Origin of the sequence: Streptomyces sp. NPDC126499, from assembly GCF_040302485.1 — a bacterium.
In the GTDB taxonomy this organism is placed as follows: Bacteria; Actinomycetota; Actinomycetes; order Streptomycetales; family Streptomycetaceae; genus Streptomyces.
Genome location: NZ_JBEOUO010000003.1, coordinates 37,466 through 63,705, shown reverse-complemented (window position 1 = coordinate 63,705; position 26,240 = coordinate 37,466). Strand labels below are relative to the sequence as shown.

General features: G+C 72.5%; 24 protein-coding genes. 15 read left to right on the top strand and 9 right to left on the bottom strand.

Translation table 11 applies throughout. The annotated features are described in order from the left end of the window. Positions 1-126: 126 nt before the first annotated feature. Positions 127-474, bottom strand: a complete 348-nt coding sequence (locus tag ABTZ91_RS05080; protein ID WP_352075747.1) for a DoxX family protein — start codon at positions 472-474, stop codon at positions 127-129. A 95-nt stretch (positions 475-569) separates the two neighbouring features. On the opposite strand from ABTZ91_RS05080, the gene ABTZ91_RS05075 reads away from it, so the two are divergent. After that, positions 570-1,010 carry a MarR family transcriptional regulator gene (locus tag ABTZ91_RS05075; RefSeq protein WP_352075746.1) on the top strand — a complete coding sequence of 147 codons (441 nt, stop codon included), beginning with the start codon at positions 570-572 and terminating at the stop codon, positions 1,008-1,010. A gap of 120 nt (positions 1,011-1,130) precedes the next feature. On the opposite strand, the gene ABTZ91_RS05070 is transcribed toward ABTZ91_RS05075, so the two are convergent. Next, on the bottom strand, positions 1,131-2,471 hold the full coding sequence (locus tag ABTZ91_RS05070) for an MFS transporter (protein WP_352075745.1): 1,341 nt from the start codon (positions 2,469-2,471) through the stop codon (positions 1,131-1,133). Positions 2,472-2,704: 233 nt separating this feature from the next. Here ABTZ91_RS05070 and ABTZ91_RS05065 point away from each other — a divergent pair, with 233 nt between their 5' ends. From ABTZ91_RS05065 to ABTZ91_RS05045, 5 genes are all read left to right on the top strand, one after another. After that, positions 2,705-3,841, top strand: a complete 1,137-nt coding sequence (locus ABTZ91_RS05065; protein WP_407077903.1) for a carbohydrate kinase family protein — start codon at positions 2,705-2,707, stop codon at positions 3,839-3,841. Positions 3,842-4,036: 195 nt separating this feature from the next. Then, positions 4,037-5,101: a PhoH family protein gene (locus tag ABTZ91_RS05060; protein WP_352075743.1), complete on the top strand. Its 1,065-nt coding sequence runs from the start codon at positions 4,037-4,039 to the stop codon at positions 5,099-5,101. 12 nt (positions 5,102-5,113) lie between these two features. Beyond that, on the top strand, positions 5,114-5,611 hold the full coding sequence (gene ybeY, locus ABTZ91_RS05055; protein WP_100107097.1) for an rRNA maturation RNase YbeY: 498 nt from the start codon (positions 5,114-5,116) through the stop codon (positions 5,609-5,611). Positions 5,612-5,621: 10 nt separating this feature from the next. After that, positions 5,622-6,944, top strand: a complete 1,323-nt coding sequence (locus ABTZ91_RS05050) for a hemolysin family protein (RefSeq protein ID WP_352075742.1) — start codon at positions 5,622-5,624, stop codon at positions 6,942-6,944. Beyond that, positions 6,941-7,294, top strand: a complete 354-nt coding sequence (locus ABTZ91_RS05045) for an MmcQ/YjbR family DNA-binding protein (protein WP_352075741.1) — start codon at positions 6,941-6,943, stop codon at positions 7,292-7,294. The genes ABTZ91_RS05050 and ABTZ91_RS05045 overlap by 4 nt, the downstream gene beginning before the upstream one ends. A 59-nt stretch (positions 7,295-7,353) precedes the next feature. Here the strand turns inward: ABTZ91_RS05045 and ABTZ91_RS05040 are convergent, their stop codons facing one another. Further along, on the bottom strand, positions 7,354-8,877 hold the full coding sequence (locus tag ABTZ91_RS05040) for an MFS transporter (RefSeq protein WP_352075740.1): 1,524 nt from the start codon (positions 8,875-8,877) through the stop codon (positions 7,354-7,356). Positions 8,878-8,969: 92 nt separating this feature from the next. Here ABTZ91_RS05040 and ABTZ91_RS05035 point away from each other — a divergent pair, with 92 nt between their 5' ends. The 5 genes from ABTZ91_RS05035 (at position 8,970) to ABTZ91_RS05015 (ending at position 13,778) form a co-directional block, all read left to right on the top strand. Beyond that, a complete protein-coding gene (locus ABTZ91_RS05035; RefSeq protein WP_352075739.1) occupies positions 8,970-9,857 on the top strand; it encodes a helix-turn-helix transcriptional regulator in 888 nt (295 codons plus the stop codon). A gap of 122 nt (positions 9,858-9,979) precedes the next feature. Next, positions 9,980-10,714, top strand: coding sequence for a hypothetical protein (locus ABTZ91_RS05030; RefSeq protein WP_352075738.1), 735 nt, complete (start codon positions 9,980-9,982; stop codon positions 10,712-10,714). 55 nt (positions 10,715-10,769) lie between these two features. Continuing rightward, on the top strand, positions 10,770-11,132 hold the full coding sequence (locus ABTZ91_RS05025; protein ID WP_345488467.1) for a cytidine deaminase: 363 nt from the start codon (positions 10,770-10,772) through the stop codon (positions 11,130-11,132). A gap of 141 nt (positions 11,133-11,273) precedes the next feature. Next, complete coding sequence (gene era / locus ABTZ91_RS05020) at positions 11,274-12,233, top strand: GTPase Era (protein ID WP_407077896.1); 960 nt, start codon at positions 11,274-11,276, stop codon at positions 12,231-12,233. Between the two features lie 96 nt (positions 12,234-12,329). Continuing rightward, the gene (locus ABTZ91_RS05015; protein ID WP_352075736.1) at positions 12,330-13,778 is read left to right on the top strand and encodes a TerD family protein; all 1,449 of its coding nucleotides are present in this window, start codon (positions 12,330-12,332) and stop codon (positions 13,776-13,778) included. Positions 13,779-13,815: 37 nt separating this feature from the next. On the opposite strand, the gene ABTZ91_RS05010 is transcribed toward ABTZ91_RS05015, so the two are convergent. Both ABTZ91_RS05010 and ABTZ91_RS05005 read right to left on the bottom strand, forming a co-directional pair. Continuing rightward, positions 13,816-14,088, bottom strand: coding sequence for a protealysin inhibitor emfourin (locus tag ABTZ91_RS05010; protein WP_352075735.1), 273 nt, complete (start codon positions 14,086-14,088; stop codon positions 13,816-13,818). Positions 14,089-14,141: 53 nt separating this feature from the next. Continuing rightward, positions 14,142-15,200 (bottom strand): M4 family metallopeptidase, encoded by a 1,059-nt coding sequence (locus ABTZ91_RS05005; protein ID WP_352075734.1) that lies wholly within the window; start codon positions 15,198-15,200, stop codon positions 14,142-14,144. A gap of 295 nt (positions 15,201-15,495) precedes the next feature. Here ABTZ91_RS05005 and leuA point away from each other — a divergent pair, with 295 nt between their 5' ends. The 3 genes from leuA (at position 15,496) to ABTZ91_RS04990 (ending at position 19,666) form a co-directional block, all read left to right on the top strand. After that, the gene (gene leuA, locus ABTZ91_RS05000; RefSeq protein WP_352075733.1) at positions 15,496-17,271 is read left to right on the top strand and encodes a 2-isopropylmalate synthase; all 1,776 of its coding nucleotides are present in this window, start codon (positions 15,496-15,498) and stop codon (positions 17,269-17,271) included. 218 nt (positions 17,272-17,489) lie between these two features. Continuing rightward, on the top strand, positions 17,490-18,815 hold the full coding sequence (locus ABTZ91_RS04995; RefSeq protein WP_352075732.1) for a choice-of-anchor A family protein: 1,326 nt from the start codon (positions 17,490-17,492) through the stop codon (positions 18,813-18,815). A gap of 155 nt (positions 18,816-18,970) precedes the next feature. After that, complete coding sequence (locus ABTZ91_RS04990) at positions 18,971-19,666, top strand: TerB family tellurite resistance protein (protein WP_352075731.1); 696 nt, start codon at positions 18,971-18,973, stop codon at positions 19,664-19,666. A 211-nt stretch (positions 19,667-19,877) separates the two neighbouring features. On the opposite strand, the gene ABTZ91_RS04985 is transcribed toward ABTZ91_RS04990, so the two are convergent. The 3 genes from ABTZ91_RS04985 to ABTZ91_RS04975 all read right to left on the bottom strand — a co-directional run bounded on the left by ABTZ91_RS04985 (position 19,878) and on the right by ABTZ91_RS04975 (position 23,810). After that, a complete protein-coding gene (locus ABTZ91_RS04985) occupies positions 19,878-21,308 on the bottom strand; it encodes a LuxR family transcriptional regulator (protein WP_352075730.1) in 1,431 nt (476 codons plus the stop codon). 157 nt (positions 21,309-21,465) lie between these two features. Beyond that, positions 21,466-22,839 carry an FAD-dependent oxidoreductase gene (locus ABTZ91_RS04980; protein ID WP_352075729.1) on the bottom strand — a complete coding sequence of 458 codons (1,374 nt, stop codon included), beginning with the start codon at positions 22,837-22,839 and terminating at the stop codon, positions 21,466-21,468. Between the two features lie 194 nt (positions 22,840-23,033). Next, a complete protein-coding gene (locus ABTZ91_RS04975) occupies positions 23,034-23,810 on the bottom strand; it encodes a hypothetical protein (protein WP_352075728.1) in 777 nt (258 codons plus the stop codon). Positions 23,811-24,981: 1,171 nt separating this feature from the next. Here ABTZ91_RS04975 and ABTZ91_RS04970 point away from each other — a divergent pair. Continuing rightward, a complete protein-coding gene (locus ABTZ91_RS04970; RefSeq protein WP_352075727.1) occupies positions 24,982-25,644 on the top strand; it encodes a class I SAM-dependent methyltransferase in 663 nt (220 codons plus the stop codon). On the opposite strand, the gene ABTZ91_RS04965 is transcribed toward ABTZ91_RS04970, so the two are convergent. Continuing rightward, positions 25,634-26,203 (bottom strand): GNAT family N-acetyltransferase, encoded by a 570-nt coding sequence (locus ABTZ91_RS04965; RefSeq protein ID WP_352075726.1) that lies wholly within the window; start codon positions 26,201-26,203, stop codon positions 25,634-25,636. The genes ABTZ91_RS04970 and ABTZ91_RS04965 overlap by 11 nt on opposite strands. Positions 26,204-26,240 lie beyond the last annotated feature (37 nt).

The window sequence follows — 26,240 nt, the reverse complement described above, 5'->3', positions numbered from 1 at the left end:
GCGGGACCGCCGCGAGACGATCCGTCTCGCGGCGACTCGTCGACCGTATACCCCGACTCCTCGGAATGCAAGACGAGACGTCTCGTATTGTCTTCGAAGTTTTGGAGCGGTCGGGTCGGCGGCCGGTCAGGCGGAAGCGACGCGCAGGGCGAGCGCGACCGCCGGGAGCAGCGTCAGGACGGCGGCCGGGGCCAGCGCGTAGTCCTTCCCGCGTATGTGGGCGACGACGGCGCCCGCGAAGTAGAGCACCAGGCCGACGGCCGCCGCCTCACCGAGGAGGGGGACGGCCAGGCCCGCCAGCAGGCCGACGGCGCCCGCGGCCTTCGCCGCCGCCAGCCATGGCAGCCAGGAATCGGGCACCCCCAGCTTCGTCATGCTGTCGACGACGGCCGGGTTGCGGGTGAAGGTCATGAAGGCGGACGCGCAGAGCGCGAGTGCCAGAAGGCCGGCGAGGACGGCGTAGGCGATGAACATGATGGAGCGGCTCCAATGCTGGGGACGTGGAAACCATTGAACACTATCAACGATTATTCGCGCTCCATAATTAAGCCGCTGTTACGGTGGACGGCATGGCAGCTCTCCCGAACGATCGCCTCGGCTTCCTCCTCTCCTTCCGCGGGGAGCTCACCGGCGCCCGCATCCGCGCCGCCCTCGGCATCGCCGGGCTGCACCCGCGCCACGCGATGACGCTGATGCGGCTCGCCCCCGCGGCCATGAGCCAGCGCGACCTGGCCGCCGCGATGGAGGTCGACCCCAGCCAACTGGTCGCGATCCTCAACGAGCTGGAGGCCGACGGGCTGGCCGAGCGGAGGCGCGACCCGGCCGACCGGCGACGGCACATCGTGGAGATCACCGACGCCGGCGCGGCGGTGCTGGAGCGGATCGACGCGGCCGTGAGCGCCACCGAGCGCGAGATCTTCGGCGACCTCACCGAAGCCGAGCAGGCCCTTCTGCGCAGCCTGCTGGACCGGATCGTGGTGGACCCGGCCGGCCACGAGTGCGGTGAGTAACCCCGCCCCGTGACCTGGCCCATGAGGGCCGGTGTCGGGCCCGGGCCGCTCCAAAAGCCCCGCGCCGTTCTCAGCCCCGGGTCGCTCCCGGCCCCGGGCCGGTCCCAGCACCGGCCCGTCTCAGCCCCGGTCCGTCGGCCTCGCCAGGCGGAAGGCCGACCTCGCCGCCCGGCGGCGCGAGGCCGGGACCCGGATCTCGGTGACCTCCTGTTCCGGCGCCCCCAGTTGGGGCAGCAGGGAGGGAGGCGTGGCGGTCGTGGCCGCGAGGACGGCCGCCGGGGCGCCGCCGCGGCGGCGGATGGACCCCGGGACGAGCGGGCGGCCGGAGACGTGGCGTGCGACGGCCGTCATGGGGACGGCGACGAGGAGCAGCAGGACGCACAGTGTCAGGCCCATGCCGCGATAACCGGCCGCCTCCGACAGCACGCTGCCCGTCACGGGACCGCAGGCCACGCCGAGCGAGGACGCCGAGCCGACCATGACCGCCCAGCGCCCGCGCGGATCGAGCGAGGCGGCGAGCCCGAGCAGATACGACAGGACGACCGGGTACGCCGCGTTCCACAGGATCTCGCCGGTCGCGAAGGACACCGGCCCCTCGGAGGCCGAACTGAGCAGCACGCAGCCGGCGATCAGCGCCGTACCCGCCCCGATCGGCACCGCCCGACCGAGCCGCGAGCCGAGCGCCCCGGCCACGACGACGCCCATGAGCCCGGCACCGAGCGCGGCGGCGAACACCACGCCCAGCGTCACCTCGGAGAGCCCCGCCTGGGTCAGGCCGATCCGGCCGCTGACGCCCCACAGCGCGTTCTGCGCCATCGACCACAGCAGGATCCCGCAGGCGAGGACCGTCCCCGCGGACCGCTGTGGCAGCGGCCCCGCCACCGCCGCCTCACGCGCCACGGGCGCCTCGCCCGGCAGCCACGCCGTCACCGGCCACACCAGCAGCGCCGTGCCCGCGATCGCCGCGAACGGCAGCGCGTGCCCGCCGCCCAGGTGCGGCAGCGTCAGATACAGCGCCCCCGCCGTCGCCGAGACCGCTAACAGGCCGAGTGCGGAGGCCCGGTGAGGATCGGGGCGGCCCGCGATCCCGGCCGCCGCCACCGCCGTCGCCGTACCGGAACCGAAGCCGCCGACGACCGCTCCCGCCACGACCGTAAGGACCGCGTCCGTCGTCGCCGACGTGCCGTAGCCCACGGCCATCGCCGCCAGCCCGAGGCGCGCCGCCCGGCGCGGACCGATCCGCTCCCCGTGGGCGGCCAGCGTGAAGCCCGCCGAGGCCGAGCCGAGCAGCAGGATCGAGCCGACCAGACCGGCCTGGGTCGCACCGAGACCGAGCCCGGCGGACAGCCGGCCGACGACCGTCGGCAGCAGATAGGGGGCGAGATAACCCGCGGTGAAGAGGGAGACGAGGGCCACGAGAGCGGCGCGCGCCCCCAGGGCACGCGGAGGGCGCGACGGCATGGCGTTCCAGGAACCGAACGGGAAAGTGAGACGGCGCCCGGTGATCCACGGGGTCGCGGCACCATGTGTATCAAGCATCCGAGGGGGCGGAGAAGGCGTTATCCCCCGATTCGCTCTGTGATACGGGTCACCATGGGCGGGGGAGAGGTTTGGCGCACGATGATCATGGGTACTTGGCGGCGAATTCGTTGCGCCGAACCCCTCTCCCCGGCCCCTTCCGGCACACTGTCCGCATCAGCACCACGACCGGGGAGCCTGCCGTGACCGACCGCGACACCGACCTCGCCGACGTCGACCCGCTGGTGTGCCTGCGCGAGCCCACCGACCCCGACTGCGACGTCTTCCTCACCGGAACGGTCTTCCTCGACATCATCTTCACCGGCCTCGACAGCGCCCCCGTGCGCGGCACCGAGTCCTGGGCCCGCGGCATGGGATCCAGTCCCGGCGGCGTCGCCAACATGGCCACCGCACTCGCCCGCCTCGGCCTGCGCACCTCCCTCGCGGCCGCCTTCGGCGACGACCACTACGGCGAGTACTGCTGGGACGCCCTGGAACAGGGCGAGGGAATCGACCTCGCCCTCTCCCGCACCGTCCCCGGCTGGCACTCGCCCGTCACCGTCTCCATGGCGTACGAGGGCGAGCGCACCATGGTGTCCCACGGCCACGCCGCGCCGCCGCACGAGGGCGCCCCGCCCGCCTACCCGCCGCGCGCCCGCGCCGCCGTCGCCTCCCTGGTGCCCGGCCGCAGCGAGGAATGGGTGGCCCGGGCGGCCCGCGACGGCGCAAGGATCTTCGCCGACGTCGGCTGGGACGACACCGGGCGCTGGGACCTGGCCGGCCTGACCGACCTGGAGCACTGCGAGGCCTTCCTGCCCAACGCGGCCGAGGCGATGCGCTACACCCGCACCGACTGCCCCCGCGCCGCCGCCCACGCCCTCGCCGACAAGGTCCGCTACGCCGTCGTCACCCTCGGCTCCGAAGGTGCCTACGCCGTCGACGGGGCCACCGGCGAGACGGCCGAGGTCCCCGCCATCCAGGTCTCCGCCCTCGACCCCACCGGCGCGGGCGACGTCTTCGTCGCCGGCTTCGTCACCGGCACCCTGGCCGACTGGCCGCTCGCCGACCGGCTCGCCTTCGCCGGCCTGACCGCCGCCCTGTCCGTGCAGGAGTTCGGCGGCTCCCTCTCGGCCCCCACCTGGGGCGAGATCGCCGCGTGGTGGCAGCACGTCCAGGGCCACGAGTGCCAGGACCCGGCCGCCCTCCGTGCCCGCTACGCCTTCCTGGAGCGGCTGCTGCCGGTCCAGGACCGCCCCTGGCCGCTGCGCCGGGCGGTCCCCACCATCGGCTTCCGCCCCGCCCCCGCGCCCTGACACGGCCCCGCCCCCGCGCCCTGGCAGGCCCGCCCCCGCGCCCTGACACGGCCCCGCCACGCCCCCGCGCCGTGACCGGCCGCCCGTAAAAGGCTTCTGGGTTGTCCGACGCGAGTCGTAGGCTTGGTATCCGAGAGGTTGTCGAGCAGCGAGAACCCTGCGACAGGAGGTATGCGCAGGCCATAGTGCCGGCCCATGACTCAGACACCCACAGCCCACGCCCCCGCGCCGGGGCAGGCACGCGCACAGTTCACCGTCCCCGCGAAGCACCCGATGGTGACGATGCTGGGGACCGGCGACTCCTTGCTGCGCGTGATCGAGAAGGCGTTCCCGGCGACGGACATCCACGTCCGGGGAAACGAGATCAGCGCGATCGGTGACGCGAGGGAAGTCGCACTGATCCAGCGTCTGTTCGACGAGATGATGCTGGTGCTCCGCACCGGACAGCCGATGACGGAGGATGCCGTGGAACGTTCGATCGCCATGCTGCGGGAGGAGACCGGAGACCCGGCGGCCGAGACGCCCTCCGAGGTGCTCACGCAGAACATCCTCTCCAGCCGCGGTCGCACCATCCGCCCCAAGACGCTCAACCAGAAGCGCTATGTCGACGCCATCGACAAGCACACCATCGTCTTCGGCATCGGCCCCGCCGGCACCGGCAAGACGTATCTGGCCATGGCCAAGGCGGTCCAGGCCCTGCAGTCCAAGCAGGTCACCCGGATCATCCTGACCCGGCCGGCCGTCGAGGCGGGCGAGCGGCTCGGCTTCCTGCCCGGCACGCTCTACGAGAAGATCGACCCGTATCTGCGGCCGCTCTACGACGCGCTGCACGACATGCTCGACCCCGACACCATCCCCAAGCTGATGGCGAACGGGACGATCGAGGTCGCGCCGCTGGCGTACATGCGGGGACGCACGCTCAACGACGCCTTCATCATCCTCGACGAGGCGCAGAACACGAACCCCGAGCAGATGAAGATGTTCCTCACCCGCCTCGGCTTCGACTCGAAGATCGTCATCACCGGTGACATCACCCAGGTCGACCTCCCCGGCGGCACGAAGAGCGGTCTGCGTCAGGTCAGGGACATCCTCGAAGGCGTCCCCGACGTCCACTTCTCGGCCCTCACGTCGCAGGATGTCGTACGGCACAAGCTCGTCGGCCGTATCGTCGACGCGTACGAGCAGTACGACAGCCGCAACGGCGGCCGCGAGGGCGGCGGCCGGGACGGCGGCCGTCACGAGAGCCGCAACGGGAAGTAGAAGCAGCAGCACATGTCGATCGACGTCAACAACGAGTCCGGAACCGAGGTCGACGAGCAGGCGATCCTCGACATCGCCCGCTACGCGCTCGCCCGCATGCGCATCCACCCGCTCTCCGAGCTCTCGGTGATCGTCGTGGACGCCGAGGCGATGGAGCAGCTCCACATCCAGTGGATGGACCTGCCGGGCCCGACGGACGTCATGTCCTTCCCGATGGACGAGCTGCGCCCGCCGGCGAAGGACGACGAGGAGCCCCCGCAGGGGCTCCTCGGCGACATCGTGCTCTGCCCCGAGGTGGCCAAGAAGCAGGGCGAGGACGCCCCGACGCAGCACTCCATGGACGAGGAGCTCCAGCTCCTGACCGTCCACGGGGTGCTGCACCTGCTCGGCTACGACCACGAGGAGCCGGACGAGAAGGCCGAGATGTTCGGCCTCCAGGCCGCCATCGTGGACGGCTGGCGCGCGGAGAAGGGCCTCACCGGCCCCTCCCCGGCGCCCACCGTCTCCTGAGCGGGACGCCATGAGTGCTCAGCTCATCCTGGGCGCGGTCGCCCTCGTCATCGTCGCCTGGCTCGCCGCCTGCGCCGAGGCCGGCATCGCCCGCGTCTCCAGCTTCCGCGCCGCCGAGGCCGTACGGTCCGGGCGGCGCGGCGCCGAGAAGCTGGCCCAGGTCGCCTCCGACCCCACCCGCTACCTCAACGTGGCGCTGCTCGTCCGTGTCGCCTGCGAGATGGCGGCCGGCGTCCTCGTCACCTACGCCTGCCTGGAGGAGTTCCCCGAGACCTGGGAGGCGCTGCTCATCGCGATGGCCGTCATGGTGCTCGTCTCGTACGTCGCCGTCGGCGTCTCGCCGCGCACCATCGGCCGCCAGCACCCGCTGAACACGGCGACCGCCGCCGCGTACGTGCTGCTGCCGCTGGCCCGGATCATGGGCCCGGTCCCGCAGCTGCTCATCCTCATCGGCAACGCGCTCACCCCCGGCAAGGGCTTCCGCAAGGGCCCCTTCGCCTCCGAGGCCGAGCTGCGGGCCATGGTCGACCTCGCCGAGCAGGAGTCGCTGATCGAGGACGAGGAGCGCCGGATGGTGCACTCGGTGTTCGAGCTCGGCGACACCCTGGTGCGCGAGGTGATGGTGCCGCGCACCGACCTCGTCTGCATCGAGCGGTACAAGACCGTCCGCCAGGCCCTCACCCTCGCGCTGCGCTCCGGCTTCTCGCGCATCCCGGTGACCGGGGAGAACGAGGACGACATCGTCGGCATCGTGTATCTGAAGGACCTGGTCCGCAAGACGCACATCAACCGGGAGGCCGAGGCCGACCTGGTGTCCACCGCGATGCGCCCGGCGGCCTTCGTCCCCGACACCAAGAACGCGGGCGACCTCCTGCGGGAGATGCAGCAGGAACGCAACCACGTCGCCGTCGTCATCGACGAGTACGGCGGCACGGCCGGGATCGTCACCATCGAGGACATCCTGGAGGAGATCGTCGGCGAGATCACCGACGAGTACGACCGGGAGCTGCCGCCCGTCGAGGAGCTCGGCGAGGACCGCTACCGGGTCACCGCCCGTCTCGACATCGGCGACCTCGGCGAGCTGTACGGCTTCGGACCCGACGAGTACGACGACGAGGACGTGGAGACCGTCGGCGGACTGCTCGCCAAGGCCCTCGGCCGCGTGCCGATCGCCGGCGCCAACGCGGTCGTGAAGCTGCCCGACGGGCGGGCGCTGCGGCTGACCGCCGAATCCCCCGCCGGCCGCCGGAACAAGATCGTGACCGTGCTCGTCGAACCGGTCGGCAAGGCCGGCGAGGGGGACGGCGACGGGGAGGAGACGGCCGAGCGATGACGCCCGAGCAGCTGCGCGCCCTGTGTCTGGAGTTCAACGACGCGAGCGAGGAGTTCCCGTTCGGCCCGGACGTGTCCGTCTTCAAGGTCGCCGGGAAGATGTTCGCGCTGTCCTGGCTGGACGCCGAGCCGCTGCGGGTCAATCTCAAGTGCGACCCGGAGGACGCCGTACGGCTCCGCGAGGAGCACCCGGCGATCGCCCCCGGCTATCACATGAACAAGCGGCACTGGAACACCGTGACCGTGGCGGAGCTCCCGGACCGGATGGTCCGGGAGCTCGTCGAGGACTCCTACGACCTGGTCGTCGCCGGCCTGCCGAAGGCCGTACGGCTGCGTCTCGACCGGCCGTAGGGGGTGTCCCGCCGATCCCGCCGCTCCCTGATCCGGCCTGATCGACAGGACACCCCGGCTCACTTCGCGCGCCGCAGCCCCACGGCGATCAGCACCGCCGCCGCCAGCACGATCGCCGCGTCCAGCGCGAGGACCGTGCGCACGCCCGCGTACAGGCTGTCGCCGGTGGTGGCCAGCACGCCCAGCATCGGGATGCCGATGGTGATGCCGACCTGCTGGGTCGTGGTGACCAGGCCGGTCGCCAGGCCCTGCTCCTCGTCCGGGACGCCGGAGGTGACGGTCACCCCGTACGCGATGATCGCGCCCAGGTGGCACATGGACGCCAGCGAGACGGCGACCCCGGCGAGGATCGCGCCCGACCCGGTGCCGATGCCGAGCAGCGCGGCGGTCAGCAGACCCTGCCCGGCGAGACCGACGACCAGGGTGCGGCGGGCGCCGAACCGGCCGATGGCCTTCGGCGCGAGCGTGCCCGCGAAGACCGACACGACGCCCTGGACGCCGAAGACGAGCCCGGTGGCGAAGGACGACAGGCCCAGCGTCTCCTGGAGGTAGAGCGTCAGGACGAAGACCACCGTCGACATCATCGAGAAGGTGACCAGACCGCCCAGATTGCCGAAGGCGATCGTGCGCCGCTTCAGCATCGGCAGCGACACCAGCGGGGCGTCGCTGCGGGACTCCACGATGCCGAAGGCCACCAGCAGCGCCACACCGGCGACCAGGGTGACCTGGACGTCCAGGCGGCCGAAGCCGTGTTCGGCCGCCGTCGACAGGGCGTAGATCAGGGACAGCAGCCCGCCGGTGACGGTCACCGCGCCCGGCACGTCGAGCCGGGGCCGCTCGGGGGTGCGGGACTCGGGCAGCAGGCCGGGCGCCAGCGGCAGCACGATCAGGGTGAACAGGGCGAGCAGGCCCATGGTGGAGCGCCAGCCGAGGGTGTCCGTCATGACCCCGCCGAGGATCATGCCGACGGTGAAGCCGAGCGACAGCAGGGTGCCGGAGATGCCGAGCGCCCGATCGCGCTGCGGGCCCTCGGGGAAGGTGGTGGTCAGCAGGGACATGCCGGTCGGGACGATCATGGCGGCGCCGATGCCCTGCAGGGCCCGGCCGGCCAGGAAGGACGCCGGGTCCCAGGCGAAGGTGGCCAGCAGGGACGCCGCGCCGAAGAGCGCCAGACCGATCAGGAACAGCTTCCGGCGCCCGTAGAGGTCACCGATCCGGCCGGACAGCAGCAGGAAACCGCCGGACGGCAGCGCGAACGCGGTCACCGCCCACTGCAGCGCGGCGGGGCTCATCCCGAGGTCGGCGCCGAGCGCGGGCAGGGCCACGTTCAGGACGGAGAAGTCCAGGGCCACCATGAACTGGGCGGCGCACAGGACGAGAAGGATGAGCCGGGCGCGACCGGTGATGGCCGAGGATGCCGGGTCCGGTACGGAGCCGGAGGCGGGAGCCGGTACGGAGCCGGAGTGGGGAGCCGGCACGGGGCCGGAGGCGGGAGCCGGTACGGAGCCGGAGACGGAATCCGGTACGGGGGAGGTCTCGGGACTGACCGGGGTCGGGGAAGGGGAAGGGGACGTCGTTGCCATGGCCACGACTCTCCCGGCGCGGGAATGCCCGTGGGGAGCGGGAACTTATCCTGTTGGTCGCACCACCAGGCATCCAGGGGGAGGAAGCACACGTGGCCACGGCACTGGAGAGCACCGACGGCAAGGCGCACCGACTGGCCGAGCTCCGCGAGTTCCTGATGAGCCGCCGGGCCCGCGTCACACCCGCCGAGGCCGGTCTGCCCGACGGCGGCGCCCGGCGCCGCACGCCGGGCCTGCGCCGGGAGGAGGTCGCCGTCCTCGCCGGGGTCGGCGTGTCCTGGTACCAGTGGCTGGAGCAGGGCCGGGACATCACCGTCTCCCCGCAGGTCATCGACGCGGTCGCGCGGGTGCTGCGGCTCAGCCCGGCGGAGCGGCGCCACCTGTACGTGCTTGCGGGGCTCAATCCGCCGGCGCCGGAGGTCGACCCGGAGTTCGCCGACATGTGCCAGGGGCTGCGGCGGCTCATCGAGGCGTGGATGCCGTTCCCGGCGCACATCATGGACGCCTACTGGAACACGGTGATGTACAACGACGCGGCGTCCTTCGTCCTCGGGATGCGGCCGGAGATCGTGCAGAACTGCCTGATCTCGTTCTTCACCGACCCCCTCTACCGCTCCCGGGCCAACGACTGGACGGAGCTGGCGCCGAAGGTCGTCGCCCAGTACCGGGCGGCCTGCTCGGAGCGCCCCGACGACGACGGGTTCCGGGCGGTGGTCGAGGAGGCGAAGGCGTCCAGCGCCGAGTTCACCGAGCTGTGGGAGCGGCGGGACGTCATGCCGGGCGGCCAGATCCGCAAGGTCCTCGACCACCCGCTGGTCGGCGCGCTCCACGTGGAGTCCACCCAACTGCGCGTCCCGGCCCGCCCGGACCTGGCGATCGTGCTGCACACGCCGCTGCCGGAGGCCGACACGGCGGCGAAGCTGGAGTGGCTGGCGTCGCCGGAGGGGCGGCGCGGGGCGATGTATCCGGTGGCGGGCTGAGGAAGGCCGTACCGCCTCGGGGCGGTGTCACAGGGTCCGTATAGTCTGCTCGCCGCTCGGTCGTCCCTGTGCGCGATCGCGTGTCTTCCGCTCACTTTCCCACCCTCAAGAGGCAGTTCACCATGCGTACTCGCATTCGCCACGGCCTGGCCGCCGCGCTCGCCGTCTCCGCCCTCTCGCTGACCGCCGCGTGCGGTGGCGGCTCCACGGACGACGGCAAGAAGAAGGACGGCGCCGACAAGCCGTCCGCCGGCATGCCCTCTCCCACGCCCACCTCCGAGGCGGCGTCGGCCACCCCGCTGACCGACGCTCAGATGAAGGCCGGCCTCCTGGAGCTGAAGGACCTGCCGTCGGGCTGGAAGACCACCAAGCGGCAGACGGGCGGCGTGGTCTACAAGGCCGAGAAGCCCGAGTGCCAGCTGCTCGCCGGCATGATGAGCGGCACCATCGACGGCTCCACCAAGGGCCCGACCGCCGACTTCGCCATCGGCAACAACGCCTCGGAGATCAGCGAGGACGTCGTGACCTTCCCCGGTACCGGCGCGGCCGACTTCACCAAGAAGCTCACCACGGCCCTGGACAGCTGCCCGGACTTCGCCGTCACGGCCGACGGCGGAAAGATGAAGTTCACGGTGAAGAAGCTCACCGCCGCCCCGCAGGGAGCCGACGAGGCGCACGCCTTCGAGATCGGTATGGAGGTCGCCCCCGGCATCACGATCAAGCCGAACCTGGTCTTCGTCCGCCAGGGCACCGGCGTCCTGCGCTTCCTGCACCTCGCGGACGCCGCCGGCAAGAAGGAGTTCGACTCCCTCTCCAAGCTCGCCACGGACAAGTTCGTCAAGGCCGCCAAGGGCTGAGCCCCCGCCCGGCCCGTACCACCTCGCCCGTACCGCCCCGCCCTATCCTCGGATCATGACACTCAACCGCGAGCACGACGACCTCGGCGCAGAGGACCTCAAGATCATCACGCTGGCGCGCAGCGCCCGCGCCCGCAACGGGGTCGCGGAGGGCGCGGCGGTACGGGACGAGACCGGGCGGACGTACGTCGCCGGGACCGTCGCCCTGGAATCGCTCAAGCTGAGCGCGCTCCAGACGGCGGTCGCCATGGCCGTGGCCAGCGGCGCCCAGTCGCTGGAGGCCGCGGCCGTCGTCTCCACCGCCGAGGCCGCGTCCGACGCGGACCGCGCGGCGGTGCGGGACCTGGGCGGGCCGGAGACCCCGGTGCTGCTCGCCGGTCCCGACGGGCGGCTGCGGGTGGCGGTCACGGCGGGCTGAACCCCGTACGGACCCGGGAGGGGCCCGGCGCGAGCGGGAGGCGCCGGGCCCCCGGCGTACGACCGCCGCACGGCCTCGTGCTCTCGTGCGGAAACCGTCGGGACGGCACTCGGTACGTGAGGCGGGCGCTCATCGGGGACAATGACCCCCATGAGCGTTCGCACCCCAGACACCGATGAGAACACCGCCCCCCACCGGGCGGGCTTCGCCTGCTTCGTCGGGCGCCCCAACGCGGGCAAGTCCACCCTCACGAACGCTCTCGTCGGGCAGAAGGTGGCGATCACCTCCAACCGGCCGCAGACCACCCGGCACACCGTCCGCGGCATCGTGCACCGCCCGGACGCCCAGCTGATCCTGGTCGACACCCCCGGCCTGCACAAGCCGCGCACCCTGCTCGGCGAGCGCCTCAACGACATCGTGCGCACCACCTGGGCCGAGGTCGACGTCATCGGCTTCTGCCTGCCCGCCGACCAGAAGCTCGGCCCCGGCGACCGCTTCATCGCCAAGGAGCTCGCCGAGATCAAGAAGACCCCCAAGGTCGCCATCGTCACCAAGACCGACCTCGTCGACTCCAAGACGCTCGCCGAGCAGCTGATCGCCATCGACCAGCTCGGCAGGGAGCTCGGCATCGAATGGGCGCAGATCGTGCCGGTGTCGGCCGTCGGCAACAAGCAGGTCCAGCTGGTCGCCGACCTGCTCATCCCGCTGCTGCCGGAGTCCCCGCCGCTCTACCCCGAGGGCGACCTCACCGACGAGCCCGAGATGGTCATGGTCGCCGAGCTGATCCGCGAGGCCGCGCTCGAAGGCGTACGGGACGAGCTGCCGCACTCCATCGCCGTGGTCGTGGAGGAGATGCTGCCCCGCGAGAACCGGCCCGCCGACCGGCCGCTGCTCGACATCCACGCCAACGTCTACATCGAGCGCCCCAGCCAGAAGGGCATCATCATCGGCCCCAAGGGCAGCCGCCTGAAGGAGGTCGGCATGAAGTCCCGCAAGCACATCGAGGCGCTGCTCGGGACCCCCGTCTTCCTCGACCTCCACGTGAAGGTCGCGAAGGACTGGCAGCGCGACCCGAAGCAGCTGCGGAAGCTGGGCTTCTAGCGCGGCGGAGGGGCCCGGCGAAGACCGGGCTCCCGGTGCGGCCCGGACTCCTGCCGGAGGCTGGCCTTCCGCACACCCGCGTGCCAGCATGACGCGGTGAGGCGGATCATCAAGGGGGAGAACCTGCCGGTCCCCGGGCAGGTGTGGCGGATCGCGGTCGTCCGGCGGGCCGCCGGCGAGGGCGTGCCGGAGGTCGACGCCTCGGCGCTGCTGCTCGACGCCACGGGCAGGGTCAGGCGCGACGGCGACCTGGTCTTCTACAACCAGCTCACCCACGCCTCCGGCGCCGTCCGCCACATCGGGCAGATGCGCGACGAGGAGCGGCGCGTCGCCGACTGGCTGGAGATCGACACCGCGCGCGTGGAGCCCGCCGTCCAGCGGATCGTGATCACCGCCTCCTGCGACGAGGGAACGTTCGGCCAGGTGCCGGACCTGTACGTACGGACGATCAGCGCCGGTACGGGGGAGCAGCTGGCGCTGTACGAGGTCGAGGACGCGACGACGGAGACGGCGTTCGTCCTCGGCGAGTTCTACCGGCGGGACGGCGCGTGGAAGTTCCGCGCCGTGGGCCAGGGATACGACTCCGGGCTCGTCGGCCTCGCCGGGGACTTCGGCATCGAGGGCAGGGACCCGGACGGTCCCGCCGAGCCGGACGCCCCGCCGGCGAGCGGCCCCGAGCCGCTTCCCGTCGAGGCCCTGGGCAAGGTCCCCGCCGCCGGGGCACCCGCGCCGGCGAGCGGCCCCGAGCCGCTTCCCGTCGAGGCCCTGGGCAAGATCCCGGCCGCCGGGGCACCCGCGCCGGCGAGCGGCCCCGAGCCGCTTCCCGTCGAGGCCCTGGGCAAGATCCCGGCCGCCGGGGCACCCGCGCCGGCGGCGCCGGTCCCGGGCCGGACTCCGGGAGACTCCCGGGTGCTGGTCGGCGCTCCGTCGCCCGCCGCGCTCTTCGGGGAGGACTTCCCGGAGGTCGTCCACAGGGGCAGGGACAGTACCGATCTCACCGTCGACGCGCCCTTGCCGCCCGGCTTCCTCCTGATCGACTGCGAGCGCACAGGCAACGGCTACTTCTCGCTGCACACCATCGACGAGGACGGCGGGTCCGGCACCCTGGTCGCGAACACGACCTTGGAGGACTTCCAGGGCCGGGCGCTGCTCCGGTACGACGGCCGCCGTCCGCTGCGCCTGCGCGTCGGCGCCATGAGCCAAGCCTGGACGGTCGCGGTCCGCCCCGTGAGCGCGGTGGCCGAGCTCGGCGACCGCGCCGAGGGGCGTGGCGCCGACGTGCTGCTCCACACCGGACCGGCCGCCGAGCTCTTCGCCCGGCTGCGCCCGACGCACAACCACGCCTACTTCTCCGTGCGGGGCTACGAGCCGGGCGACCGCGACGACCACGTGCTGGCCAACGAGGCGAGCAGACGCCCGAGGTCCTCACGCCCGCTGCCGGCGGGCCCCCTCCTCGTGGCGGTCGTCAGCGCCGACGGGGACTGGAGCCTGGAGGTCCGGCCCGCGAGGCCGAACGGCTCCGGACCGTTCTGGCGCCGCCGGTAGCTCCGCCCCACGCGCGGCTTCCTTCAGGCGCCCTCCTTCAGGCGCCCTCCTTCAGGACCCGGGTGATCAGGGCCCGCTGGGCCTGTGTGAGGTGGGGGTCGCGGCAGCGGACCGTCCAGCCGTCGACCGTGATCTCGTACGAGAAGCCGTCCGGGACGCCCCGGGCGGCCTCCTCGTCGACAGGGGGCTCCGCGACGACCGCCGCGGCCAGCGCCTGCCAGTCGCCCGCGTCGGCGAGGCCGTCGGTGTCCACCTCCGCCGACCGCTCGATGCCCGCGAAACCGCCCGTGCGCCGCACTGAAATCCGCATGGGCTCTGTCTACCAGGAGGCCGGCGGCGAGGCCGGCGGCTGTCGGTGACGGTTCACGAGGCCGGGACGCCGACGACCGACCAGGCCTTCAGGACCGCCTCCACCTCGTCGCCGCCGTCGCCGAACAGCCGCCGCGCGGAGGCCACCGTGGCCCGCGCGAACTCGGCGAACCGGGCGTCCTCGCCGAGGGTGCCGCCGGTCATCACGTCGTACCAGATCCGCCCGGCCCGCTCCCACGCCTTGCCGCCGAGCTCGGTGGCGAGGAGGTAGAAGGCGTGGTTGGGGATGCCGGAGTTGATGTGCACGCCGCCGTTGTCGGAGCTGGTGCGGACGTAGTCGTCCATGGTCGCCGGCTGCGGGTCCTTGCCGAGGACGTCGTCCTCGTACGCCGTGCCCGGGGCCTTCATGGACCGCAGTGCCGTCCCCTTGTCCACGGCCGGTCCGAGCAGCCCGGCCCCGATGAGCCAGTCCGCCTGGTCCGCGGTCTGGTCCAGCGCGTACTGCTTCACCAGCGAGCCGAAGACGTCGGACACGGACTCGTTGAGCGCCCCCGACTGGCCGTAGTAGGCGAGGTTCGCCGTGTGCTGGGTGAAGCCGTGCGCCAGCTCGTGGCCGATGACGTCGACCGGGATGGTGAAGTCGAGGAAGAGCTCGCCGTCACCGTCGCCGAACACCATCTGCTCGCCGTTCCAGAAGGCGTTGTCGTACTTCTCGTCGTAGTGGACCGTCGCCAGGAGCGGCATCCCGGCGCCGTTGATCGAGCGGCGGCCGTAGGCCTTCAGGAAGAGCTCGAAGGTGGCGCCGAGCCCCGCGTAGGCGCGGTTGACGGTGGCGTCCTGGCCCGCCGGGTCGCCCTCGCCGCGGACCTTCACGCCCGGCAGCTCGGTCCGGTTGCGGGCGTCGTACACCGTCCGGCGCGGGCTGTCGGAGCCCTCGGCCGCCGGGGCGGCCGGTGTCGCGGGGCCCGCCTCGGCGCGGGCGGCGCGCTGGACCGCGTCGACCGCGAGGGTGCGCCGGGCGGCCTCCGCGAAGGCCGGATTGTCGGACTCGGCGAGCCGCTCCAGGACGTGCGGCGGGACGATCGAGCAGAAGACAGGCGTGTGGGGAGTCATGCCTGCAATGTGGCACTGTGTGGTGCCGCTGTCACGAGCAGCGACGACGATTGGCGAAATGGAGTGATAGGTCACGTTTAAGGCTTGACGCGGGAGCCGTCCCGCATACTGAAACGGGACGTCCGCCTCCGCCGGTCCTGGGCTATGGTGACGCACATCATGCGTTTCGGGCTGCTTCTCCTTAGCTGCCGCGGCGAGGGCCTGTAGTCGTAGGCCGACCCCCTCCCCGCGGGTTTCGGTGTTGCGTTCGACAGTCGGCCGTCCCTCCCGCAGGACCCCCGAGGAGCCCTACGCAATGTCCCAGCAGCAGTCGCAGTCCCCGTTCGTCGACCGGCCCACGCCCCTGACCAACGCGACGCACATGCAGAAGCCGTCCGGGATGCCCGTCCACAAGTACGGGCAGTACGAGGCCGTCGACATCCCGGACCGCACCTGGCCCGAGAAGCGCATCACCAAGGCCCCCCGGTGGCTGTCCACCGACCTGCGCGACGGCAACCAGGCCCTGATCGACCCGATGAGCCCGGCCCGCAAGCGCGAGATGTTCGACCTGCTCGTGCGCATGGGCTACAAGGAGATCGAGGTCGGCTTCCCGTCCTCCGGCGAGACCGACTTCGCCTTCGTCCGCTCCATCATCGAAGAGGGCGCGATCCCGGACGACGTCACCATCTCCGTACTGACCCAGGCCCGCGAGGACCTGATCGAGCGGACCGTGGAGTCGCTGGTCGGCGCCAAGCGCGCCACCGTCCACCTGTACAACGCGACCGCGCCCACCTTCCGCCGGGTCGTCTTCCGCGGCTCGAAGGACGACATCAAGCAGATCGCGGTCGACGGCACCCGTCTGGTGATGGAGTACGCCGAGAAGCTGCTGGGCCCGGAGACCCTCTTCGGCTACCAGTACAGCCCGGAGATCTTCACCGACACCGAGCTGGACTTCGCCCTGGAGGTCTGCGAGGCGGTCTGCGACGTCTGGCAGCCCGGCCCCGGCCGCGAGATCATCCTCAACCTGCCCGCCACCGTGGAGCGCTCGACGCCGTCCACGCACGCGGACCGCTTCGAGTGGATGTCCCGCAACCTGACCCGCCGCGAGTACGTCTGCCTGTCCGTCCACCCGCACAACGACCGCGGCACGGCCGTGGCGGCGGCCGAGCTGGCCATCATGGCCGGCGCCGACCGCATCGAGGGCTGCCTGTTCGGACAGGGCGAGCGCACCGGCAACGTCGACCTGGTCACCCTGGGCATGAACCTGTTCAGCCAGGGCGTCGACCCGCAGATCGACTTCTCGCAGATCGACGAGATCCGCCGCACCTCCGAGTACTGCAACCAGATGGAGGTCCACCCGCGCCACCCCTACGCGGGCGACCTGGTCTACACCGCCTTCTCCGGCTCCCACCAGGACGCCATCAAGAAGGGCTTCGACGCCATGGAGGCGGACGCCGCCGCCCAGGGCAAGACCGTCGACGAGATCGAGTGGGCCGTCCCGTACCTGCCCATCGACCCCAAGGACGTCGGCCGCTCCTACGAGGCCGTCATCCGGGTCAACTCGCAGTCCGGCAAGGGCGGCATCGCGTACGTCCTGAAGAACGACCACAAGCTGGACCTGCCCCGCCGGATGCAGATCGAGTTCTCGAAGATCATCCAGGCCAAGACCGACGCCGAGGGCGGCGAGGTCACGCCGAAGGAGATCTGGTCCGTCTTCCAGGACGAGTACCTGCCCAACCCGGACAACCCGTGGGGCCGCATCCAGCTGCGCTCCGGCCAGTCGACCTCCGACACCGACGGCACCGACACCCTGAGGGTCGAAGCCGTCGTCGACGGCGTCGACACGGTCCTGACCGGCTCCGGCAACGGCCCGATCTCCGCCTTCTTCGCCGCGCTGCAGGCGATCGGCGTGGACGCCCGACTGCTGGACTACCAGGAGCACACCATGAGCGAGGGCGCCTCCGCGCAGGCCGCCTCGTACATCGAGTGCGCCATCGACGGCAAGGTCCTGTGGGGCATCGGCATCGACGCCAACACCACCCGCGCCTCCCTGAAGGCGGTCGTCTCGGCGGTCAACCGCTCCGCGCGCTGACCCCTTCGCACCGCACCGCTCCGCATCCCTCGCCAGGGGTGCGGGGCGGCGTCATGTGTGAGCCGCGTCACCGTTTCAGGTTCGCTTAAGGAAGATCATGACCACATGCCGGAATCAGTGGCATATCAGGTGAGTTGACGGCACATCAGGCCGTGGCGGAAGGTCGGCTCGTCCCCCTCCGGACACCCTCCCCTTCGCACTCCCGACCTGGAGCTCGCATGCGCACGTCCGCTGCCGTGGCCGCCGTCCTCGCGGTGACCGGTGCCGCCCTCACCTGGACCCCCGCCGCCCTTGCCGCCCCCGGCCGGGACGGCACGGAATGCGCGACCAGCCCGCTCGGGACCGCCGGCCGCTACGCCGAGTTCGTCGAGAAGGACTCCACCCGCTTCTCCGACTCCGAAGGCGCCGTCGCCGTCGGCGGCGACGCCCACTTCGGCGACGCCAGGACCGGCCAGGGCTTCTCCATCGGCCACAAGCTCACCCCCGGGGACCTTGCCGCCCTCCCCGGCGGCCACAGCCTCGTCGTCGGCGGGACCCTCCACGCCAACCAGGTCGTCCTCACCAAGGGCACCGGCGTCTACGGCTCGCTCGACGACCGCTCCGCCAAGGGCGCCGGCTTCGCCGTGGACGGCCCGCACAAGAAGGGCGCCTCCCCGACCGCCCCGATCGACTTCCGCAAGGAGTTCGCGGGCCTGCGCGCCCTGTCCACCGCCTGGGCGGCCGTCGAGCCGAACGGCACCGTCGCCGCCGACCGCTCGGGCCAGGGCCTCTTCCTCACCGGCACGGACGCGAAGCTGAACGTCTTCGCCGTGAGCGCCGCCGACCTGGAGAAGGCCGGCGCCGTCTCCCTCAAGGTCCCCGCCGGCTCCTCCACCCTCGTGAACGTCCTCGGCACCTCGTACGACATGCACACCAAGCCCACCTACGGCGTCTGGCTCTGGGACCAGACCAAGGGCGCCTACGTCCAGGACGACTACGCCGCCGGCAGCGACGCCTTCACGAGCGTCCGCTCCAAGCTGCTGTGGAACTTCCCGCAGGCCGAGCAGGTGCGGAAGAACTACACCTCCTGGCCCGGCACCCTCCTCGCGCCGAACGCCACCGTCCGCATGGGCGGCGGGAACATCGGCCCCGGCCACGTCAACGGCTCCGTGATCGCCGAGGAACTGATCACCGTTCCCGGCGCCGAGACCCACCAGATGAACTTCACCGGCTGCCTGCCGACGGCGACGAAGCCGGGCCCGGTCGTCACCCCCGAGAAGCCGAAGCCGACCGACACCCCCGTCCCCACCCCCACCGGCACACCCACGCCCACCGCGACCGCCCCCTCGACCGCGTCGGCCGCCCCCTCGACGCCGGCCACGTCCGCTCCCGCCCCTTCGGACTCCGCCTCCGCCCCGGCACCCGCGCCGTCGTCCACTCCGGAGGGTGATCTCGCCGAGACCGGTTCGGCCTTCGGACCTGCCGCGATGGGCGTCGCCGGAGCGGCCGTCCTCCTCGGCGGCGGCTTCCTGGCCTTCGCGAAGCTGCGCAAGCGCGCTTCCTGAAGCCCCGGACGGACCCGGCAGAGGCCCGGCGGCGGTCCGTCGGGTCTCGGCCATCTCGCTGTCGTTCTGCTGACGAGGTGCTGACGTCACATCATCGATGTGGCTAACATCACGCCAACGCCGGCAGTGTTGCCGGGACGGTGAGGAGGTGCGGCGTGCGGTCAGCGCGGAAGTCACGGGACCGGAGCGGGGTTCTCTGCGGAATCCGCACCTCCTGGAACACGATCGGCGACGGCGAGTTCTTCTGCGCGGAGTGCGGCGGGGACCGCAACTACCGGCGCCGCACCGGCCGCCGCCGCTTCACCCTCCTCGGCGTGCCCGTGCTGCCCCGCGGCGAGGCGGGCCCCGTCATCGAGTGCGCCGCCTGCCACACCCACTTCGGTACGGACGCGCTGGCCCACCCGACCACGAGCCGGTTCTCGGGGATGCTCCGGGACGCCGTGCACACCGTCGCCCTCGCCGTCCTCGCGGCCGGCGGCACCTCCTCCCGTACGGCCGTGGACACCGCGGTCACCGGGGTACGGGCGGCCGGCTTCGCCGACTGCACCGCCCTCCAGCTGGTCGAACTGGTCGAGGCGCTCGCCGCCGACACCGGCCGCTTCCTGCCGGACGTCACCAGCGGGGGAGCGGCCCTCGCCATCGAGCTCCACGAGGCCCTCGAACCCCTCTCCCCGCACCTCGCCCCCGCCGGCCGCGAATCCATCCTCCTCCAGGGCGCCCGCATCGCCCTCGCGGACGGCCCCTACAGCCCGGCCGAACGCGAGGTCCTGGGGACGGTGGGCAACGCGCTGGCGCTGCGCGTGGACGACACGGAACGGCTGCTGGCGTCGGCGCGGACGACGATGCTGTAGCGGCGGGCCGGGCCCTCGGGCGGCCGTGGCCGTCGGTCGTCGGTCGTCGGTTCCGAGAGGCCTGGGGCTTACGACGTCCCGAGTGGCCCGGGGCGGCCGTCGGTCCCGAGTGGGCCGGGGGCCCGAGCCCGGGGCCGGCCGACGGACCGAGTGGCCTGAGAGACCCGTGGGCCGGCCGCCGGACCGGCACGGAGCCCAGAGCCCCGGGGCTTTACGGCCCCGGCACCGCGCCCAGGCGGTCGAAGACCGCACGCGCGGCCGCCCGTTCGCGCCGGGCCGCCTCCCTGTCACCCGCCGCCTCCACCGCCTGGGCGAGCAGCTTCCGTACCCGCGCCGCCTCGTACGGGACGCGCAGCTCCCGCCACAGGGCCAGCGCCCGGCGCAGCGGGACGTGCGCCGGTTCGCCGAGGGACAGCGCGAGCGCCCCCCGCGCGCCGGCGGCCCTGGCGGCGAGGAGGGGCACCGGGTCCTCCTTCGGCGAGCCGGGCCCCGCCAGCGCCTCCAGGTCCCGCACGGCCTCGGCGGCGACCCCCGTCTCGCCGGCGGCGAGCGCCGCCTCGGCCAGGGCGGCGAGGAGCCGGGCACGGCCGGACAGGTCGTGAAGGGGGTCGCTCTGGCAGTCCAGGGCGAGGCGCAGCCCGGCCAGAGCCGCGTCCGGCCGGCCCTGCGCGAGCCGCAGCAGCGCGAGGCCCGGCTGGGGGACGCGCCCCAGCTCATGGGCGTGGGCGTACGAGCGGGCCGCGTCCGCCAGGCGCCCCCGCCGCCGCTGGAGCTCACCGAGGGCGTACGCGGCGGCCGCCACCGTGTCCAGGGCGTCGGCCGGGACCTCGTGCGGCACCAGCCGCGCCTCCTCCTCCGCGCGCTCCCACGCGCCGAGCAGATCGAGCACCTCGACGTGCCGGATCCGGCACAGCGGCCGGAACGGGTTGTGCGGGCGGCCCGGGGCCGTGCACCAGGCCATCGCCGCGTCCGCCCACCGCACGGCGCGGGCGAGGTCCCCGGCCGACAGGACCCGGTCGAGCGCGAGGGAGTACAGCCAGCCGGTGAACAGCGCGCTCAGCTCGCCCGCCGTCACCGCCCGCATCACCTCGTCGAGCAGCGCCAGGCCCTCGCGACGGCGGCCCCGGGCGATCAGCACGGAGGACTCGGCCTGCCGGCTCAGGGCGATCAGGTCCGGACTGCCGGAACGGACGGCGAGCCGGGTCATACGGCGGGCGGCGGCCAGGGCCGCGGCGGTGGCGTGGTGCTGCTCGGCCTCCGCCACGTCGGTCAGGGCCAGGAGGCACTGCTCGGGGCAGTCGGGCCGGCCCTCCAGATGGTGCCGGGCCCGGTGCGTCCAGCCCGCGGCGGCGGCGGGACGGCCGAGCCGCCGGTACGCGAAGCCGAGCCACCAGGCGGTGCGCCCCGCGCCGCGCCAGTCGCCCTCCGCCACGTACGCGGCATGGGCCCGCAGCCGGGCCGCGACGGACTCGTCGACCCGGCCCGACCACCAGGCGGCGTCGGCGAGGGCGGCCAGATCGTCGGGCCCGAGAGCGGTGGTGGGGTGCCGGTCGGCCTCGTGCAGCAGGGCGTACGCACCGGCCCAGTCCTCCCGGGCCACCGCCCCCCGGCCCCGCTCCACGTCGGCCATGAGCACGGACATCGCCGCTCACTTCCCTTCCGGCCCTCCCAGAATAGGGCGGGGCGGAGGCGGGAGCAGCGCGGCGACCGGGGGCCGGGGGCGGTGCGGGCGGGGGAGCAGGAGGCCGGCCGGGCTCGGTGAGGGAGCCCGGCCGGCCGGTGGGAGCAGGGGAGCCGGGTCAGCCCAGCTCGACGCCGCTCGCGCGGAGCATGTCCTCGCGCTCGACGATCTTCACGCGCTCGCGGCCCTGCGGCTCGCCGAGCGCCTTCTCGGCGGCGTCGAGCTTGTACCAGCCCTCCCACGTCGTGTACGTGATGCCCTTGCCCTCCAGGAAGGACACGACCGCCTCCGCGTCGGGGGACTCGGGGGTGAGCAGGCGCCCGTTGGCGTGGTCGTCGAGCAGGTTGGCCACGGTCTCGTTGGCGTCGCCCTTGGTGTGGCCGATGAGGCCGACGGGGCCGCGCCGGATCCAGCCGGTGACGTAGGTGGAGGCCATGTGCGCGCCGCCCTCCTCGATCACGCGGCCGCCCTCGTCCGGGACGGTGCCGGAGACGGCGTCCCAGGGGAGCTTGGGCAGCTCGTCGGAGAGGTAGCCGACGGCGCGGTAGACGGCCTGGACGTCCCAGTCGGTGGTCTTGCCGGTGCCCTTGACGTTGCCGGTGCCGTCCAGCTCGGTGCGCTCGGTGCGCAGGCCGACGACCTTGCCGTCCTCGCCGAGGATCTCGACGGGGGCCTCGAAGAAGTGCAGGAAGAGCTTGTGCGGGCGGTCGCCGATGTCGCGGATCGCCCAGTTCTCCAGGGTCTTGGCGACCATGTCGGTCTGCTTGTTCTTGCGCCGCTCGGCGATGGAGCCCTCGTCGTAGTCGATGTCCTCGGGGTTGACGATGACCTCGATGTTGGGCGAGTGGTCGAGCTCGCGCAGCTCCATGGGGCTGAACTTGGCCTGGGCCGGGCCGCGTCGGCCGAACACGTGGATCTCGACGGCCTTGTTGGCCTTCAGGCCCTCGTAGACGTTCGGCGGGATCTCGGTCGGCAGCAGCTCGTCGGCGGTCTTGGCGAGGATGCGGGCGATGTCGAGGGCCACGTTGCCGACGCCGAGGACGGCGACCTTCTCGGCGGACAGGTCCCAGTCGCGCGGGACGTCCGGGTGGCCGTCGTACCAGGAGGCGAAGTCGGCGGCGCCGAGGGAGCCGTCGAGCTCGACGCCGGGGATGCGGAGCTCGCGGTCGAACATGGCGCCGGTGGAGAAGACGACGGCGTCGTAGAAGGAGCGCAGGTCGTCGAGGTGGATGTCGGTGCCGTAGTCGACGTTGCCGAAGAGGCGGACCTGCGGCTTGTCGAGGACCTGGTGGAGGGCGGTGATGATGCCCTTGATGCGCGGGTGGTCCGGCGCGACGCCGTAGCGGATGAGGCCGAACGGCGCGGGCATCCGCTCGAAGAGGTCGATGGACACGCCCGGTTCAGCGGCGGCCTCGGACTTCAGCAGCGCATCAGCGGCGTAGATCCCGGCGGGGCCGGCGCCGACGATCGCGACCCGGAGGGGGCGGGGCATGACGGGGTTCCCTTCGCAAGCGACGCGGCGGCGAGGATCGCCGCCACTTAGGTCACCCTAATTAACCCGTCGAGCGGATCGGTACCCGCCCCCGGTCTATGGCCTCATAAGGCTGGCTTATGGGATCTCAAACGGCGAGCTGGGGTCCAGCCGTCAGTCACCGGTGAGACCGCCACCGGTGAACGCGTCGAACGTCAGGATGGCCAGCAGCACCACACCGTCGAGCCCGAGGAAGAGGAGGAAGACCCCCATCGAGATGTTGAAGCGCCGCAGGAACGGGTTCTTCGGCGCGTAGACGTCCGCCGGGTCCTTCGGGTCGTAGTCACCTCGACGTACGGCCGATGGCTGACGTCGCAGACGACGGTGCGGGTCACGCCGTCGTTGTCGACGTAGAGATACGTCCCCGGTGAGTTGGAGGGCTTGGCGAAGACCGTCACGCCGTGCTTGCGCAGGCGTCGCCCGCGCAGCCAGGAGCCCATCTCGTACACGCCGAAACCGAGGGCGCCGATCGTGAGGAAGCCGACCGGAACGATGGCGATGGCATGACCGGCGCCCCCCACGGCCGCGCAGACCACGCACAGCGCGACGACCGCGCCGACGCAGCCGAGGAGAAACCACTTGAGCCGGCGCAGGAACCGCTCGCGCGCCACGGTCCTGAGCGCGTGCACGACGACGAGGGAGGGGCCGTCGACCTCTTCCTCCGGTTCGAGGGAGAGGGCGTTCACGCCGTCGGCGAAGGCGGTGGCGGCCTGCTCGTCGACGTCCTCGATCCGGTACGAGACGGGCGCGGCCCCGGCCGGGACCCGCAAGTCGAGGACGAGGGAGCGCCCCTCGGCACGCGCCCGGGCGATCGCCTCACCGGGAATGGTGAGCTCCTCGCGGGGCCGCTCCAGGATCAGCCCCCTGCTGACGGCGCTCAGGATGACACCGTCACGACCCTTGAGCACGGGTATGGACGCGATGATCGACATGGGGGCGATGGTAGGGGGTGCGGGTCTGTTCGGGTACGGGTCTGGGGTGCGGGTGCGGGGTCTGTCGGGGTGGCCGTTTCGGGTGGGTGTGGGGTTCGGCCGCCCTCTCTCCGAGTGTGGCCCCCTTCGCCACCGCGTCAAGGGCGCTCCCTTCGGTCGCGTCGCTGCGCGATTCCGCTTCGCTTCACCCTTGACCCGGTGGCTGCGGGGTCCTTTTCACACTCGGAGGGCGGCCGGGGGGCGTGGCCACGCGGGCGGGCGGGGAGCCGCTGGGCGCCGTGGGCGCCTGCGGGTTGGTGGGGGGTGCGCGGTTGTTGAGTGGGGTGCCCAATCCTGGTTCGGCGGCCAGCGGCCGTCGTTGTGCTGGGATTCAGGCCCCGCTGGTCACTGTGGGTGGGTGGAAGGGGCCCAGCGGTGTGGCCCGGTGGTGCAAAGTGGCCTCTTGCGGGCTGCTGTGTGACGGCAGTGAACTCCTGTGACAGCGGAGACACTTCGACTGTCTCGGCAGCGGGGTTTGCACCGCCCGGCGGGGCGGAGTCGCCGATGTCCGTTGCCCGTGTGACGTGAGTGGTCTGCTGGGGCGGGGGAGGCGCGCCGACCGCCATCTCGGGCGGAGTCGCGTCGTCCCGGTGGTGCAAACTCCGTTCTCGCGGGCCGATCTGTGACGGGTGTGTCTGGTGTGACTTTGGAGGCGGGCTCCGGCCCGCGAGGACGCAGTTTGCACCGGGCCCGCTTCTTTCCTCCCACCGGGAGTGACCAGCGGGGCTTGAATCCCGGCCCAACGGCGGCGGCCGGCCGCTGAGCCTGGATTGGGCACCCCATTCAACGTCCGCGCACCCCCCAGAGCGGAAAGCGCATCCCCCGGCCCGGCCATGGACCAAGCCCCCCACCCACCCCGCCGCAGGCGCCCACGGCGCCCAGCGGATATCCCGTCTGCCCGCGTGGCCACGCCCCCCGGCCGCCCTCCGAGTGTGTAAAGGACCCCGGAGGCGGTCGGTCAAGGGTGGAGCGAAGCGGAATCGCGTAGCGACGCGACCGCAGGGAGCGCCCTTGAGGGGCCGGTGGAGGGGGCCACACTCGGAGAGAGGGCGGCCGAGCCAGAAGCTCACCCGAAACGGAGACCCCGAAAACCCAAGACCTCCACACCCACCACCCCGCCTAGAGTCGGGGCGTGAGCGACGCTTCCTCCTACCTCGCCGCCGTGCGGGGCTCCTACGACACCGTTGCCGACACCTACGCCGGCGTGGTCCCGCCACCCTCCGCCCTCGACCCCCTCTCCCGCGCCCTGCTCGACGCCTTCGCCGAGGAGACGGCAGCGACCGGCGGGCCCGTCGCCGATGTGGGATGCGGGCCCGGGAAGGTGACGGCGTACCTCACCAGGGCGGGAGTGGATGCCTTCGGGATCGACCTGTCACCCCGCATGGTCGCCCTCGCCCGCCGTGCCCACCCGGAACTCGCCTTCGCCGTCGGATCGATGACCGCCCTCCCGGTCCCCGATGCCGCCCTCGCCGGCCTCCTCGCGTACTACTCGACCCACCACATGCCCCCGGAGCTCCTGCCCGCCGTCTACGCGGAGTTCCGCCGCGTCCTCGCCCCCGGCGGCCGGCTCATGCTCGCCGGTCACGTCGGTGAGGACGACGGGGAGGGCGAGTGCCGTCACCACACCGAGGCGTACGGCGGGCTCCCCGTGTCGTACGACTCCCACTTCCTGCCCCCGGGCCGGATCGTCCGGCTCCTGGAAGAGGCCGGTTTCGTCGTCACCGCCCGCCTCACCCAGGAGCCGGCGCCGGGCCAGAAGCGGCGGTACGGGACCTTCCTCGCGGTCAGCCCCTGACTCGGCCGGGGACCCGTGCCAGCTCGGCCCGCGTGAGCCGCCAGACCCGGTACTCGTCGTCGCCCTCCCACAGCCGCCCCTGCTCCGTGAAGCCGAGACGCGCCGCGACGGCGCCGCTCGCGTGGTTGTGCGGCTCGTGCACCACCAGGACCTGCTCGACGCCCGGCAGCCGGAAGGCCGCCTCGGCCAGGCCCCGCGCGGCCCGGGCCGCCACGCCCCGGCCGGTCGCGGCCGGGTGGAGCCAGTAGCCGATCTCGTACGCGTCGACCGGTGTGTCCTCGCGCCGATGGAGCTGGCACGCTCCGGAGATCGCCCCGTCGAGCACGATCGCGTACGAGAACTCCTCCCCGGCCTCCCACCGTTCCGCCCGCCGTGCGAGGAAGGCCGTGGTGCTGGCCAGACTGTGCTCGGCGACCCACCCCATCCACGGTCGCAGGTGTTCGACCGACTCGTCGATGACCCGGTGAAGCTCCGGGACGTCCGCCTCGCCCTCGAAGCGGCGCAGGGTGAGACGGTCGTCGAGCTCGATCACTTGCGGGGGCTGCGCTGCGAGATCCATGCGGGCAGCATCCTCAGCACCCGGCCCCTCCGGCAAG